The following is a 15443-nucleotide window of genomic DNA, read 5'->3' as shown; positions in this document are numbered from 1 at the left end:
ATATTATCCTTTATATTATCCCTTAAGGCGGGCGTTAAATTCTTTTTCTAAAATTTCAAGCGCTTTTTGCACGGCTGAATTGACTTCTTCGTCATTTAGGGTTTTTTCTAAAGAATAAATCATGCAACGCACGCTTAAGGCTATGGTATTATTACTTTCTTTAAAAATATCAAGGGGTAGAATCTCGCTTAAATTAGGGATTTGAGCGTCCTTTAGGGCTTTTTTAATCTTGCTAAAAGCGGTATTCTCATCAATGATTAGAGTCAAATCCCTCACACTGCTAGGATAAATGCTAAAGGGTTTTAATAGCATGGCAGGGCGTTTGAGTTTAGAAGCGTCTATCTCAGCGTAATAGCTTTCAAACAAATCCAATTCCTGGATCACTTTAGGGTGGATTTTAGCGATTACGCCTATGATTTCATGATTTTGAATGATTTTAGCGCTCTGGTAGGGGTGGTTAATGGGGGTTTGAGTGGTCAGTTTTTCCAAGCTAAAATCCCCTATAACTTTTGAAACGCATTCGGCAAAAGAATAAAAATCCCAAGCCTTGCCTTTAGCATCAGGGTAGCTTTCTTTTTTTTGTAAGCCGCTCGCTAAAAAGCCTAGTTTTTGGATTTCTTCTCTTTTAGAGTTATACACGCTCCCCTTTTCATAAAGAGCTATGCTTTTAAACCCTAAATTTTTATTCCTTAAACTGGCGTCTAAAAGCCCGCAAACAAGGCTCGTTCTTAGGGTGTTTAACTCCGTTGTGATAGGGTTTTGCAATTCTAGGGGATCTTCTAAAACTTCAAAGCCTAGTTTTTGCTGCTTTTCTTTAGAGTAAAACACATAATGAATGACTTCTTTAAAACCGCAAGCGAGAGCCTTGTGTTTAAGGTTTTCAAAAAAGCGGTGCGTGTCGTAATGGGGGTTTGATTTCTTGTTACTGACGCTATCAAGGGGCTTTGAAATCAAATGATCAATCCCTACAAAGCGTAAGATTTCTTCAGCAATATCTTGGATCGTTTTAATGTCATGCCTGAAATTTGGCGCAACAACCTCTAAAATTTGGGGTTTTGAGTTTGACACTTTTGCGCTAACTTTAAAGCCTAAATTTTTTAAAATGCCTTGAATGGTTTCTTCTTCTATGGCAAGCCCCAAAATCTCGGTAATGTCTTCAAGTTTGAATTTAAGGGTGCGATCTTTTAAGGCATGCTTAGTTTGTTTGCTTTCTAGAATCGCCGCTTTCAAATGAGCACTTAAAAAATTCAAACCATCCAATAAATTAGGGTTGCTCCCCCTAGCACTCCTATAAATAAGGGCGTTGTCTTTTTGAAGCGTTTTATCTTTTAGGGCGTGTAATTTTAAAGACAGGCTTATCGGATCAATATAGCTCGCCTCTAAAAGCAAATGCTCGCTCAAATCTTTTTGATCTTGATGTTTTATAGCGATAGTGGAGCGTTTTTGATGGTTGATATAAACGCTTTCAAGGTTGTTTTCATCGTTTTTCACGCTCAAATCAATAGGGGTTATATTCAGGCTATAAGCATTCATTATTACCCCACTAAAATGTGTGCTAAATTCTATGAAATTGTTTAGATCGTTCTCGCTTAAGGCATTGTTATGAGCGAGCGAAAGTTTGATATTTAAAGGGGTTTTTAAAGAATGATTATAAATCAAATAATAAGCCAGATGCGACTCAATATTTTCACCCGCACTAAGCGTGATCAAACCGCTTTTGGGTGTAAAATTTAAAGCCTTGATAGGTTTTAGGGGCGTGTGATAAAAGGCACTAATCTCTCTGGCAATACCTAAAACGCTCAAGCAATCCCCACGATTGGGGGTCAATGAAATTTCTAAAACATGCGTGTTGAAAGGGGCGTATTCGTTTAATTCTTTCCCTAAAACCAACTCCCCAACACTCTCATCTAATTCCAAGATGCCATCATTGATTTTAGGGAAGCCCAATTCAGCGCTAGAGCAAATCATGCCACAGCTTTCAACCCCCCTAAGCTCAGTTTTAGCGATGGTGGTTGAGCCGATTAGCGCCCCATTTAAAGCGACTGGCACGAATTGGTTTGGCGCGACATTTTTAGCCCCACACACGATTTGTAACACTTCTTTACCCACACCCACTTGACACACGCTGAGTTTTTCAGCGTTTTTGTGGGGGGCTTTTTCTAAAATTTTACCAACAACCACATTTTTAGGAGCAACGCAAGGGATACAACTCTCAACTTCTAAGCCTAAGCGGCTCAAATCCTCACAGAGTTTGGCTATATCTTTAGGCGCATCTACAAAAACGCTCAAATCATTGACACTCAGTTTCATTAAAAGCTCTCCAACACCCTCAAATCAGTTTCAAAGAAACTGCGCAAATCATTGATTTGGCAAGTCAGCATGGCTAATCTTTCAATCCCCATGCCAAAAGCAAACCCGCTCACATTCTCATACCCTATGGCTTCAAACACCGTATTATTGACCATGCCGCAGCCCAACACTTCCAGCCAGCCTGTGTGCGAGCAAACCCTACAGCCTTCTTGCTTGCAAAACACGCAGCTAATATCCACTTCAGCGCTTGGCTCTGTGAAAGGGAAAAAGCTAGAGCGCCATCTTAATTTCACGCCACCAAAGAAATAATGCAAAAAGTCTTCGATCACGCCCTTTAAGTGCGTGAAACGGATATTCCCTTTTTGATCCACGACAAGCCCTTCAATTTGGTGGAACATGGGCGTGTGGGTCAAATCATAATCGCGCCTAAAGGTTTCGCCTAGACAAACCATCTTAATGGGTGGGGTTTGTTCTTGCATGGTGTGGATTTGAACGGGCGAAGTGTGGGTCCTTAAAAGCTTGCGATCTTTAAAATAGAAAGTGTCTTGCATGTCTCTTGCAGGATGGTAAGGGGGCAAGTTTAAAGCGCTGAAATTATGGAAATCATCTTCCACCAAAGAGCCGATTTCAAGCTTGTATCCTAATGGGGTAAAAAATTCAATGATTTTATTTTTAGTATAATTCAAAGGGTGAGAAGAGCTTGTTTTGATAGCGTTAAACAAGCTCACATCAATTTTTTCTTTTTTCAAGCGTTCTTCTAATTCAAACTCTAAAATAGCCTTTTTTTTCAATTCAAAGGCTTTTTCAAACGCTTGTTTATAGTGGTGGATTTCTTTAGCAAAGGCGTTTTTTTCTTCGCCGTTCAGATTTTTGAGCTGGTTGAATTTATCTGCAAAAACCCCTTTTTTACCCAAAGCATTCAAGCGCGCTTCTTCTAACTCTTTGCTATTAGTAACCTTTTCTAATCGCTCTATTAAGGTGTGCAATAACGATCCTTATATTTTATTTTTAAAAAGCTATAATACAACTTTAATAAAAGAAAAACCTTAAAAGGGAGCAAAAAAGCATGAATGTGTTTGAAAAAATAATCCAAGGCGAAATCCCTTGTTCTAAGATTTTAGAAAACGAGCGTTTTTTATCCTTTTATGACATTAACCCTAAAGCGAAAGTGCATGCGTTGGTGATCCCCAAACAAAGCATTCAGGATTTTAATGGCATCACCCCAGAGCTTATGGCTCAAATGACAAGTTTTATTTTTGAAGTGGTGGAAAAATTAGGCGTCAAAGAAAAGGGCTACAAGCTTTTAACCAATGTGGGTAAAAACGCCGGGCAAGAGGTGATGCATTTGCATTTTCATATTTTAAGTGGGGATAAACATTAAAAGCGTTGGTGGTAGTTCGTGCAAGCGTTTTTAAACAGGAGTTTTGCCCCCTTACTCAACCCTAACGAGAGCGTTTTAGAGCAGGTTAAATCCAGCATTATTTTAAAAAAAGGGGTGTCTTATTTTGACTGGGGGGCTTCAGGTTTAGCGAGCGTTTTAGTGGAAAAGCGCGTGAAATCCTTACTGCCTTATTACGCGAACGCTCATTCTGTCGCTTCTAAACATGCGATTTTAATGGGCATGCTTTTAAAAGAGTGCCAAGAAAAGTTGAAGCGTTCTTTAAATTTGAGCGATAATCATTGCGTCTTGAGCGCGGGGTATGGAGCGAGCTCAGCGATTAAGAAATTTCAAGAAATTTTAGGGGTGTGCATCCCTTCAAAAACGAAGAAAAATTTAGAGCCGTATTTGAAAGATATGGCTTTAAAGCGTGTGATTGTAGGGCCTTATGAGCATCATTCTAATGAAATTAGCTGGCGTGAAGGCTTGTGTGAAGTGGTGCGTATCCCTTTGAATGAACATGGTTTATTGGATTTAGAAATTTTAGAGCAAACTTTAAAAAAATCCCCTAACAGCCTGGTTTCTATGAGCGCGGCTTCTAATGTAACCGGACTGCTTACGCCCTTAAAAGAAGTTTCATTATTGTGTAAGAAATATAAGGCCGATTTGGCTTTGGATTTAGCGAATTTTAGCGCGCATGCTAACCCTAAAGATTGCGAATACCAAACCGGTTTTTATGCGCCTCATAAGCTTTTAGGGGGCATTGGAGGGTGCGGTCTTTTAGGCATTTCTAAAGATTTGATTGACACGCAGATCGCCCCGAGTTTTAGCGCAGGGGGCGTGATTAAATACGCTAATTGCACACGGCATGAATTTATTGATGAATTGCCTTTGAGGGAAGAGTTTGGCACGCCAGGATTGTTGCAATTTTACAGGAGCGCTCTAGCGTATCAATTAAGAGATGAATGCGGTTTGGATTTTATCCATAAAAAAGAAAACAACCTTTTAAGAGTGCTCATGCATGGCTTAAAAGACTTGCCCGCTATTAATATCTATGGGAATTTAACAGCGAGTCGTGTGGGGGTAGTGGCTTTTAATATTGGAGGGATTTCGCCCTATGATTTAGCGAGAGTTTTAAGCTATGAATACGCTATTGAGACCCGGGCAGGTTGCTCTTGCGCGGGGCCTTATGGGCATGATTTATTGAATCTTAACGCTCAAAAGTCAAGCGATTTTAACGCTAAACCCGGATGGCTTAGAGTGAGCTTGCACTTCACGCATTCCATAAACGATATTGATTATTTGCTAGACAGCTTGAAAAAAGCGGTTAAAAAATTGCGTTAAGCTAAAACTATTTTTAAGGAAAAATTTGGATATTTTAGATTTGAACAAAGTGCAAGCGGTGCAACAAAATGAGCAAGAAGTAGAGAATAAAGAAAAAGAGTCTAAAGAGCCGGTGGTTTTAGAAGATTTGAGCGCTTTAGCATGGCTTGAATTAGAAGAGTTTAGCCGCCTTTCAGGGATTCCTAAAGAAAGGATTTTGGAATTAGTGAATATCGGTAAAATCAAAAGCAAAATAAGCCACAACAAGCTTTTAATTGATGCGAGCAGCGGGACAAACGCTTTAATCAAAAAGGTAGAAAACAATTTGATTTCTATGGATATGAACGGGCGTTCTTTAGAGCCTGTGTTTGTGGAGAAAACTATTAACACGATTTTAAACTTGCATGATAAGGTCATTGGCGCTAAAGATGAAACGATTTCAGCCTTTAAAAATGAAAACATGTTTTTAAAAGACGCTTTAATCTCTATGCAAGAAGTCTATGAAGAAGATAAAAAAACCATTGATCTTTTGCGAGATGAACTCAATCAAGCGAGAGAAGAAATTGAATTTATGAAGAGGAAATACCGCTTGATGTGGGGGAAAGTCGCTGACATGAGCAGCGTGAATAAAAAATAGTTTTCAATTAACACCCATGCTTTGAGGGCTTATTAGCGGTAATTTTAGGTGAATCTATGTTAGAATTTGGGGTATTTTAACAGAATGCAAGCTTGAAGGAGAACCATGTCCATTTCACGCAGAAGTATCCTAACAAAAGTCCCAATCGTGCTCGCTAGTGCTAATGTTTTGAAAGCTGTTGGTGTTTTTGAAAAAGTAGAATCCATTCCGCATGCAACGCATTTTGGCCCCTTTATCGCAAAGGTTCAAAATGGAGTGATTAAAGATATTGTCCCCCAAAAGAGCGATTATAACCCTACTATGATGTTAAAAGCGATGGCAGATAGGGTGTATTCAGATAGTAGGGTGAAGTATCCTTGCGTGCGTAAGAGCTTTTTAGAAAACAAAAAAAACCACAAAGAATTACGCGGGAGAGAAGAGTTTGTGCGCGTGAGTTGGGATGTGGCGTTGGATTTAGCGGCTAAAAAGCTTAAAGAAATCCCTAAAGAAAACATTTATAATGCCAGTTATGGTGGTTGGGGGCATGCGGGCAGCTTGCATCGTTGTCATCATTTAACATGGCGTTTTTTTAATACGACTTTAGGGGGGGCTGTTGGCACTGATGGGGAATATAGTAATGGCGCGGCTGCAAGAATAAACCCTATGATTGTAGGGGATATGGAAGTTTATTCGCAACAGACCACGCATGAAGAGATGATTAAAAATTGTAAGGTGTATGTCATGTGGGGGGCGGATTTATTCAAGTGCAACCGCATTGATTATTTTGTGCCAAACCATGTCAATGACAGCTACTACCCTAAGTATAAAAGAGCTGGTATTAAATTCATTAGTATCGATCCCATTTATACCGAAACCGCTCAAGCCTTCAGTGCTGAATGGATACCCATTCGCCCTAACACTGATGTAGCGTTAATGCTAGGCATGATGCATTATCTTTATACAAGCAATCAATATGATAAAGCGTTTATCGCTAAATACACTGATGGTTTTGATAAATTTTTACCCTATTTGCTAGGAGAGAGCGATAATGCACCTAAGACTTTAGAATGGGCGTCTCAAATCACTGGAGTGAGTGCAGAAAAAATCAAAGAATTAGCGGATTTGTTTGTCTCTAAGCGCACTTTTTAGCGGGTAATTGGGCCATGCAAAGAGCTCAGTATGGCGAGCAACCGGATTGGGCGTTAATTGTTTTAGCTAGTATGATTGGTCAAGTGGGCTTATCGGGTGGGGGCTTTGGCTTTTCTATGCATTATGGAGGGAACGCTCAAGCGAGCTCAGGGGCAAGAATTGTTCCTATGATTTCACAAGGGCATAATTCTGTAAAAAGCGCTATTCCAGCATCTAGAATTTCTGAAGCGATTTTAAATCCGGATAAAGAAATTGATTTTATGGGTAAAAAACTCAAATTACCTAAAATCAAAATGATCTACAATTGCGGGACGGATTTGTTAGGGCATGAAGCTGATACAAACGAGCTGATTCGCGCTTTAAGGACCTTAGATTGCGTGATCGTGCATGAGCCTTGGTGGACGCCTACGGCAAAATTTGCTGATATTGTCTTTGCTTCCACTAGCACTATGGAAAGAGATGATATTACTTTTGGAGGGAGTTATTCTAAGAATGTGGTTTATGCCATGCGTAAGGTGGTAGAGCCTGTTTATGAATCTAAAGACGATTATGAGATTTTCAGACAGCTTGCTTTACGCATTGGGGGCAATGAAACAGAGCAGAAATTCACTGAATCTAAGAGTTACATGGAATGGATTAAGGGCCTTTATGAAAAAAGCGATGGCCCCACTTTGAAATCGTTTGATCAGTTTTGGAGGGATGGCTTTGTGGAGTTTGAAATCCCTGAAAATGCGAGAAAGTTTGTGCGTCATGCGAAATTCAGGCAAGACCCTATTAATAATAAGCTGGATACAGAGAGCGGGAAAATTCAAATTTTTTCTCAAAAATGCGCGGATTTTAAACGGGCCGATTTTAAAGGGCATCCTACTTGGTTTGAGCCAGCTTGAGTGGCTAGGCTCTAAAATGGCTGAGATTTACCCGTTCCATTTAATCTCTCCGCACCCAAAATACCGTGTCAATTCACAGCTTGATAACACTTGGGTTAGGAACGTGTATAAAATTCAAGGCAGAGAGCCTGTAATGATCAACGAACTAGACGCTAATAAATTAGGCATTAGGCATGGTGAAATTGTAGGAGTGTTTAACGCTAGGGGGAGATTGTTAGCAGGGGCGTTTGTAACTAAGAATATCCGTCAAGGGGTTTTGAGTATCCAAAAAGGGGCGTGGTATGACCCAGAAGATGTCAGGGTTAGAAACCCACGATGCAATGGAGGGCATGTGAATACGCTCACTTCTTTACGCCCCACAAGTAGCATGACACAAGCCATTTCAGCCAATACCGCCTTAGTTAATATCAGAAGACTTAGAAGGTATGAACTGGTCAAGCCCTATCATTCCATTTCAACACCAAGCATTATTGGGGCTTAAAAGGAGTGAAAATACTAGCATGAGAGTGTTTTAGAAAAACTTAAGCGCTAAAGACTTGAGCGCTAGCCAAGCTAAAGCGTAATTCTCAATTTTTATATTATAATACCCAATCAGTGCGTTTAATTTCTGTTTTCAATATTGATGCTTATAAGGATAAAAGATGAATATTTTTCAAACGGGTTTGAAATGTTGCGTGGGGTTGGTTTTGTTTATGGGGGTCTTATTAGGGGATTCTAAAGCCTTTAAGGTTAGGGTGGATAAAAGTTTAACCCCACCCTTTTTGAATGTGCTTTCATTAGCTTTTAAACAAGACATGAAAAAAGAGATCATTTTTGTTTTCACCAAAAGCAACAAGTTGAGTAAAAAAGTTCTTTGTGATTTTGACGCTTTTTTATTGCCTGAGGCTCTGATGAGCGGCATGCCTAAAAAAGCGCTATTCCATAAGGAGTTTTTATTCCAATCTAAAGAAAATAAAACGCTCTATGCGTTTTCGCTGATTGATACTCAATATTGCTCAAAAGGTGGAAATTACAGATACGAATTAGAAAAATTAGAACGCTGGTTTGTGCAAAAAGCGCCTGAGTTAGCTGAGAGCCACAGAGTGGATTATAAGAGCCAATATGATAAAACACAAACAAAAATAAAGAATGAGCGATGATTTTAGTATTAGATTTTGGGAGCCAATACACACAGCTGATTGCTAGAAGATTGAGAGAGAGCGGGATTTATACAGAAATAGTCCCTTTTTTTGAAAGCATAGAAAACGTTCAAAAAAAAGCCCCTAAAGGTTTGATTTTGAGTGGGGGGCCAGCGAGCGTGTATGCTAAAGACGCTTACAAGCCTAATGGGAAAATCTTTGATTTAAATGTGCCGATTTTAGGGATTTGCTACGGCATGCAGTATTTGGTGGATTTTTTTGGGGGGGTAGTGGTTGGTGCGAACGAGCAAGAATTTGGTAAGGCTGTTTTAGAAATCACCCAAGATTCTGTGATTTTTGAAGGCGTGAAAACCAAAAGCCTTGTGTGGATGAGCCATATGGATAAAGTCATAGAATTGCCTAAAGGCTTCACTACCCTTGCAAAAAGCCCTAATTCGCCCCATTGTGCGATTGAAAACGGCAAGATTTTTGGCTTGCAATTCCACCCAGAAGTCATTCAAAGCGAAGAAGGGGGTAAGATTTTAGAAAATTTTGCCCTTTTAGTTTGCGGCTGTGAAAAAACTTGGGGGATGCAGCATTTCGCTCAAAGAGAAATCGCGCGATTGAAAGAAAAAATTGCTGATGCTAAGGTTTTGTGTGCGGTGAGTGGGGGCGTGGATTCTACGGTGGTCGCTACGCTATTATACAGAGCCATTAAGGATAATTTGATCGCTGTTTTTGTGGATCATGGCTTGTTGCGTAAAAATGAAAAAGAAAGGGTGCAAGCGATGTTTAAAGACTTGCAAATCCCTTTAAACACGATAGACGCTAAAGAAATCTTTTTGTCTAAATTAAAGGGCGTGAGCGAGCCTGAATTGAAGCGAAAAATCATCGGCGAAACCTTTATTGAAGTGTTTGAAAAAGAAGCCAAGAAGCACCATTTAAAAGGCAAAATTGAGTTTTTAGCCCAAGGCACTTTATACCCTGATGTGATTGAATCCGTGAGCGTTAAAGGGCCTTCAAAAGTGATCAAAACCCACCATAATGTGGGCGGACTGCCTGAATGGATGGACTTTAAACTCATAGAGCCTTTAAGGGAATTGTTTAAAGATGAGGCGCGTTTGTTGGGTAAGGAATTGGGCGTTAGCCAGGATTTTTTAATGCACCACCCCTTTCCAGGGCCTGGGCTTGCTGTAAGGATTTTGGGCGAAATCAGTGAGAGTAAGATCAAATGTTTGCAAGAAGCGGATTTTATTTTTATAGAAGAGCTTAAAAAAGCCAATTTGTATGACAAGGTTTGGCAAGCTTTTTGCGTGCTATTGAATGTCAATTCTGTGGGGGTTATGGGGGATAACCGCACTTATGAAAACGCTATTTGTTTAAGGGCGGTCAATGCGAGCGATGGCATGACAGCGAGCTTTTCATTTTTAGAGCATTCTTTTTTAGAAAAGGTTTCTAATCGTATCACTAATGAAGTGAGCGGTATCAATAGGGTGGTGTATGATATTACTTCTAAGCCACCAGGAACGATTGAATGGGAATGATTATCCGTAAAAATAGAGATAAAAAGTGGGATTTTTTGGGTAAGATTAGGAATTGATTTTAAAGAAAAAGAAAGAAAGGAAGTTAATGAAAAAAGGTAGTTTAGCGGTAGTTTTAGGATCGTTATTAGTGAGTGGGGCGTTTTATACGGCTCTAGCTGATGGAATGCCTGCAAAGCAACAGCACAATAATACGGGCGAGTCAGTGGATTTGCATTTCCACTACCCTATTAAAGGCAAGCAAGAGCCTAAAAATGGTCATTTAGTTGTCTTAATCGATCCTAAGATAGAGGCTAATAAAGTTATCCCTGAAAATTATCAAAAAGAGTTTGAGAAGTCTTTATTCCTCCAATTGAGTAGTTTTTTAGAGAGGAAAGGCTATAGCGTTTCGCAATTTAAAGATGTTAGCGAAATCCCTCAAGACATCAAAGAAAAAGCGTTGCTTGTTTTACGCATGGATGGGAATGTGGCTATCTTAGAAGATATTGTAGAAGGGAGCGATGCGCTCAGTGAAGAAAGAGTGATAGACATGTCTTCAGGGTATTTGAACTTGAATTTTGTTGAGCCAAAAAGTGAAGATATTATCCATAGTTTTGGTATTGATGTTTCAAAGATTAAGGCTGTGATTGAAAGAGTGGAATTGAGCCGCGCCAATTCTGGAGGTTTTGTCCCCAAAACTTTTGTGCATAAGATTAAAGAAACCGACCATGACCAAGCCATTAGAAAAATCATGAATCAAGCCTATCACAAAGTGATGGTGAATATTACCAAAGAGTTAAGCAAAAAACACATGGAACATTATGAAAAAGTTTCTAGTGAAATGAAAAAACGAAAGTAGTTTTTAAGAAACGAAAAGCTTAAAAATCGTTTAGAGCTGTTTTTAAAAAAGCAGCTTTTTAAAAGGGTGGGGGAGTTGGATTGGTATCATTTTTGAGTGCCACTTTTGATTTTAGCGGTATTTTTGAAAAATTACGCTCAAAAATCAAAAAATTCAGCTATAATAACGCTTCATGTGAAAATTTCGGGGCGTAGCGCAGTCTGGTTAGCGCACTTGGTTTGGGACCAAGGGGTCGAAGGTTCGAATCCTTTCGCCCCGACCACTTTTTTGCATCATTTATTGTTCTGTTTAAAATTCTTTGGTAGAATATCGCTTCCTTTCATTGAATGGTGGGAGTAGCTCAGTCGGTTAGAGCATCAGATTGTGGTCCTGAGGGTCGTGGGTTCAATTCCCATCTTCCACCCCATCTCATAAATAAGCGTTTTACCAAATTTATATTAGTCGTTTCTTTATTTGAATTGTAAGCGTTCGTAGCTCAATTGGATAGAGCACCAGACTTCGGATCTGGGGGTTAGGGGTTCGACTCCCTTCGGGCGCACCACCTAACGCCAGTATCATGCGCTTGTAGCTCAGCTGGATAGAGCAACAGCCTTCTAAGCCGTAGGTCGCAGGTTCGAGTCCTGCCAAGCGCACCACTTTTGACATTCTTTAAAGAGGAGTTATGGATTCTTTAGAGTGGGGATTGCTCATTTTCTTAATTCTTGTTTTTCTTATAGGCATAGGATACTACGTTTTTATGGTTTTTTCTTCTAAAGATTGATCATCAAAATAGCCCAATGACAAGAGGTAGGGTTGGAAATCTCTAAAACACAGATCTTATACATGAAAACATTAAATAAAAGCGGTTATAAAAACATAAAAAGTGAAACATGTAAGAATGAAAGATACGCACATTATCCGTGACTTTATCGCACCGAACAGGGAAAGCTTTTTGACTACGACCTATGCGAAATCCTACTATAAAAATATTAAATAAAGCAAGATTTGTTAAAAATTAAGGCTTTGTTTTAATTGTAAAATGTAAAAATACTCAAAGCATCGTATCAAGCAATATAGCGATCTAAAAAGAGGCTCACAATTGAGCTAAAGCCCGCTTTTTAGGGATAAATAAAAAGCGTTTTCAAATCGCATGGGCAACTTTATGGGGCGAAGCGTTTCTAATTTTTGGTATAATCGCTGGAAATTGTGAGAAAGATTTTATCTTGTTTTAATGGGGTTTTGCATGCGTTTATTATTGTGGTGGGCATTGGTATTATTATTGTTTTTAAATCCTTTGAGGGCGGTTGAAGAGCATGAAACAGATGCGGTGGATTTGTTTTTAATTTTCAATCAAATCAACCAACTCAATCAAGTCATTGAAACTTACAAAAAAAACCCTGAAAGAAGCGCTGAAATCTCTCTGTATAACACCCAAAAGAATGACTTGATTAAAAGTTTGACTTCTAAAGTGTTGAATGAAAGGGATAAAATTGGCATTGACATCAATCAAAATTTAAAAGAGCAAGAGAAAATCAAAAAGCGTTTGTCAAGAAGCATTAAGGGCGATGATTTCTACACTTTCATGAAAGACAGATTGTCTTTAGATATTTTGTTGATAGATGAAATTTTGTATCGTTTTATAGATAAAATCAGGAGCAGTATTGATATTTTTAGCGAACAAAAAGATGTGGAAAGTATCAGCGATGCTTTCCTTTTGCGTTTAGGGCAATTCAAACTCTACACTTTCCCTAAAAATTTAAACAATGTCAAAATGCATGAATTAGAGCAGATGTTTAGCGATTATGAATTGCGTTTGAACACTTATACCGAAGTCTTGCGTTACATTAAAAACCACCCTAAAGAAGTGCTTCCTAAAAACTTGATCATGGAAGTGAATATGGATTTTGTGTTAAACAAAATCAGCAAGGTTTTGCCTTTCACAACCCATAGCTTGCAAGTGAGTAAAATCGTGCTGGCTTTGACGATTTTAGCCTTATTGCTGGGTTTAAGGAAGTTGATCACTTGGCTTTTAGCCTTATTGTTAGATCGTATTTTTGAAATCATGCAGCGCAATAAAAAAATGCATGTCAATGTGCAAAGCAGCATTGTTTCGCCGGTTTCTGTCTTTTTAGCGTTATTTAGTTGCGATGTGGCTTTAGATATTTTCTACTACCCTAACGCATCGCCCCCTAAAGTTTCTATGTGGGTGGGTGCGGTGTATATCATGCTTTTAGCATGGTTAGTGATAGCGCTTTTTAAAGGCTATGGGGAAGCGCTAGTTACGAATATGGCTACCAAAAGCACGCACAATTTTAGAAAAGAAGTGATCAACTTGATTTTAAAAGTCGTGTATTTTTTGATTTTTATTGTCACGCTTTTAGGGGTTTTGAAACAACTAGGGTTTAACGTTTCAGCCATCATCGCTTCTTTAGGGATTGGGGGGTTAGCTGTGGCTTTGGCGGTTAAAGATGTGTTGGCGAATTTTTTTGCTTCTGTCATTTTATTGTTAGACAATTCGTTTTCTCAAGGGGATTGGATCGTGTGCGGTGAAGTGGAGGGTACGGTGGTGGAAATGGGGTTAAGGCGCACCACGATCAGAGCTTTTGATAACGCTCTTTTGTCCGTGCCTAATTCAGAGTTAGCTGGAAAACCCATCAGGAATTGGAGCCGGCGTAAAGTGGGAAGGCGTATTAAAATGGAAATAGGCTTAACCTATAGCTCTAGTCAAAGCGCCTTACAGCTTTGCGTGAAAGACATTAAAGAAATGCTAGAAAACCACCCTAAAATCGCCAATGGAGCCGATAGCGCTTTGCAAAATGCGAGCGATTACCGCTACATGTTTAAAAAAGATATTGTTTCTATTGACGATTTTTTAGGGTATAAAAACAATCTGTTTGTCTTTTTAGATCAGTTTGCGGACAGCTCTATTAATATTTTAGTGTATTGCTTTTCTAAAACAGTGGTTTGGGAAGAATGGCTAGAAGTCAAAGAAGATGTGATGTTAAAAATCATGGGGATTGTAGAAAAGCACCATTTGAGTTTTGCTTTCCCATCACAGAGTTTGTATGTGGAGAGTTTGCCAGAAGTTAGCCTAAAAGAAGGGGCTAAAATCTGAAATTATTGGTAGATGTATTCTTTGGTTAAGGGGAAAGTGTTATCCACGCTGTTGGTTAAAAGCAATTGGAATAAATCCGCGCTCCCCACCCTAAAGGCGGATGCGCAAGTCCTTAAATACAGATCCCACATGCGGATGAAGCGTTCGTCATAGCCGAGTCTTTTCACTTGGTCTAGATTGTGGTTGAAGTTGTCCCGCCAAATGTCTAAAGTCTTAGCGTAATGGATGCGTAAACTTTCAGCCATGAGCAAGTGGAAGTCGCATTCGCTCATCACGCTCATCACTTCTCTTAAAGAGGGCAAGTAGCCGCCTGGAAAGATGTATTTATCCACCCATGCGTTAGTCTTGCCTTCAAAACAGCATAAAATGGAGTGGAGCAAAAACATCCCGCCTCTCTTTAACACTTCTTTAACTTTTTTGAAATAAAAGGGCAAATTATCCTTACCCACATGCTCAAACATGCCCACGCTCACCACCTTATCAAAGCGGTATAAGCGCCCGTCTAAATCCTGGTAATTCAATAATTTGATCGTTACTTTATCCTCTAAGCCTAGCTCTTGGACTCGTTTGTTAGCCTGTTTGTATTGCTCGCTAGAAATGGTGATTCCCATCACTTCCGCCCCATATTCTTGCGCGGCTTTTACAGAGAGATAGCCCCAGCCACAGCCTATATCCAGCAGTTTTTCGCCAGGCTTTAGGTGGAGCTTTTTTAAAGTGTGATCTAATTTTTGGAGCTGGGCGGCATGGAGGGTGTCATCGTCTTTTTTGAAATAAGCGCATGAATAGCTTAAGGTCTCATCCAGCCAGATAGAATAAAAGTCATTCCCTAGATCGTAATGTTTAGAAATGTTGGAGCTTTCTTTAAGGGGTTTTTGAACGGCTTTAGCGCTATCATGTTTGTGCAAATGCTCATAATTGGTTTGCAAATACAAAGAGTGCATCACCTCATCCATAGAGCCTTCAATATCAATCACGCCGTCCATATAAGCTTCAGCGATCGTCAAAGACATGTCTTTTTTAATATCGCTAAATTTCAGGGGGCGATGGATTTTAAGGGTGAATTTAGGCGAATGTTCGCCATTCCTATAAACGCTATTATCCCAAAAAACGACCTGATAATCGCCGTTTTTCCACTGCTTGAACATGCTTTTGAGCAAAAATTTTGAAATCATCTGTCTATTCCTTGAAC

The 15443-nt window shown here is 39.4% G+C and carries 10 protein-coding genes, 4 tRNA genes and 1 pseudogene; 12 read left to right on the top strand and 3 right to left on the bottom strand.

The genetic code is table 11. The features are described from left to right. Positions 1–15: 15 nt before the first annotated feature. Entirely contained in the window at positions 16–2310 is a 2295-nt protein-coding gene (gene pheT / locus FIM44_RS06645) for a phenylalanine--tRNA ligase subunit beta (RefSeq protein ID WP_140579494.1), read from the bottom strand. Next, positions 2310–3296, bottom strand: coding sequence for a phenylalanine--tRNA ligase subunit alpha (pheS, locus tag FIM44_RS06640; protein WP_140579493.1), 987 nt, complete (start codon positions 3294–3296; stop codon positions 2310–2312). Before pheS ends, pheT begins: the two co-directional genes overlap by 1 nt. Positions 3297–3376: 80 nt before the next feature. Between pheS and FIM44_RS06635 the strand changes: the two genes are divergently transcribed. The 12 genes and pseudogenes from FIM44_RS06635 to FIM44_RS06570 all read left to right on the top strand — a co-directional run bounded on the left by FIM44_RS06635 (position 3377) and on the right by FIM44_RS06570 (position 14254). After that, positions 3377–3691, top strand: coding sequence for a histidine triad nucleotide-binding protein (locus FIM44_RS06635; RefSeq protein WP_001917263.1), 315 nt, complete (start codon positions 3377–3379; stop codon positions 3689–3691). A gap of 18 nt (positions 3692–3709) precedes the next feature. Next, the gene (locus FIM44_RS06630) at positions 3710–5032 is read left to right on the top strand and encodes an aminotransferase class V-fold PLP-dependent enzyme (RefSeq protein WP_140579492.1); all 1323 of its coding nucleotides are present in this window, start codon (positions 3710–3712) and stop codon (positions 5030–5032) included. 25 nt (positions 5033–5057) lie between these two features. Next, positions 5058–5648 carry a DUF3972 domain-containing protein gene (locus FIM44_RS06625; protein WP_140579491.1) on the top strand — a complete coding sequence of 197 codons (591 nt, stop codon included), beginning with the start codon at positions 5058–5060 and terminating at the stop codon, positions 5646–5648. 105 nt (positions 5649–5753) lie between these two features. Next, a pseudogene (locus FIM44_RS08690) lies at positions 5754–8144 on the top strand (molybdopterin guanine dinucleotide-containing S/N-oxide reductase). A 160-nt stretch (positions 8145–8304) separates the two neighbouring features. Continuing rightward, positions 8305–8802, top strand: coding sequence for a hypothetical protein (locus tag FIM44_RS06610; RefSeq protein WP_140579489.1), 498 nt, complete (start codon positions 8305–8307; stop codon positions 8800–8802). Beyond that, the gene (gene guaA / locus FIM44_RS06605) at positions 8799–10325 is read left to right on the top strand and encodes a glutamine-hydrolyzing GMP synthase (RefSeq protein ID WP_140579488.1); all 1527 of its coding nucleotides are present in this window, start codon (positions 8799–8801) and stop codon (positions 10323–10325) included. Before FIM44_RS06610 ends, guaA begins: the two co-directional genes overlap by 4 nt. Before the next feature lie 85 nt (positions 10326–10410). Further along, positions 10411–11160, top strand: a complete 750-nt coding sequence (gene hpaA2 / locus FIM44_RS06600) for an HpaA2 protein (protein ID WP_140579487.1) — start codon at positions 10411–10413, stop codon at positions 11158–11160. A gap of 184 nt (positions 11161–11344) precedes the next feature. Further along, a tRNA-Pro gene (locus FIM44_RS06595) sits at positions 11345–11422 on the top strand. Positions 11423–11489: 67 nt separating this feature from the next. Further along, a tRNA-His gene (locus tag FIM44_RS06590) sits at positions 11490–11566 on the top strand. A gap of 58 nt (positions 11567–11624) precedes the next feature. After that, a tRNA-Arg gene (locus FIM44_RS06585) sits at positions 11625–11701 on the top strand. 17 nt (positions 11702–11718) lie between these two features. After that, positions 11719–11795: transfer RNA gene (locus FIM44_RS06580), tRNA-Arg, on the top strand. Between the two features lie 587 nt (positions 11796–12382). After that, positions 12383–14254, top strand: coding sequence for a mechanosensitive ion channel family protein (locus FIM44_RS06570; RefSeq protein WP_140579486.1), 1872 nt, complete (start codon positions 12383–12385; stop codon positions 14252–14254). Between the two features lie 2 nt (positions 14255–14256). Here the strand turns inward: FIM44_RS06570 and cfaS are convergent, their stop codons facing one another. Beyond that, complete coding sequence (gene cfaS, locus FIM44_RS06565; RefSeq protein ID WP_140579485.1) at positions 14257–15426, bottom strand: cyclopropane fatty acid synthase; 1170 nt, start codon at positions 15424–15426, stop codon at positions 14257–14259. Positions 15427–15443: the final 17 nt, after the last annotated feature.

The organism is Helicobacter pylori (genome assembly GCF_006440215.1).
GTDB lineage: Bacteria > Campylobacterota > Campylobacteria > Campylobacterales > Helicobacteraceae > Helicobacter > Helicobacter pylori_CS.
This window is presented reverse-complemented; position numbering and strand designations above follow the sequence as displayed.

Coding starts and splice junctions, on each gene's coding strand:
- FIM44_RS06570 (WP_140579486.1), top strand. CDS start 12,383: ATGCGTTTATTATTGTGGTGGGCATTGGTATTATTATTGTTTTTAAAT.
- FIM44_RS06610 (WP_140579489.1), top strand. CDS start 8,305: ATGAATATTTTTCAAACGGGTTTGAAATGTTGCGTGGGGTTGGTTTTG.
- cfaS (WP_140579485.1), bottom strand. CDS start 15,426: ATGATTTCAAAATTTTTGCTCAAAAGCATGTTCAAGCAGTGGAAAAAC.
- guaA (WP_140579488.1), top strand. CDS start 8,799: ATGATTTTAGTATTAGATTTTGGGAGCCAATACACACAGCTGATTGCT.
- hpaA2 (WP_140579487.1), top strand. CDS start 10,411: ATGAAAAAAGGTAGTTTAGCGGTAGTTTTAGGATCGTTATTAGTGAGT.
- FIM44_RS06635 (WP_001917263.1), top strand. CDS start 3,377: ATGAATGTGTTTGAAAAAATAATCCAAGGCGAAATCCCTTGTTCTAAG.
- pheT (WP_140579494.1), bottom strand. CDS start 2,310: ATGAAACTGAGTGTCAATGATTTGAGCGTTTTTGTAGATGCGCCTAAA.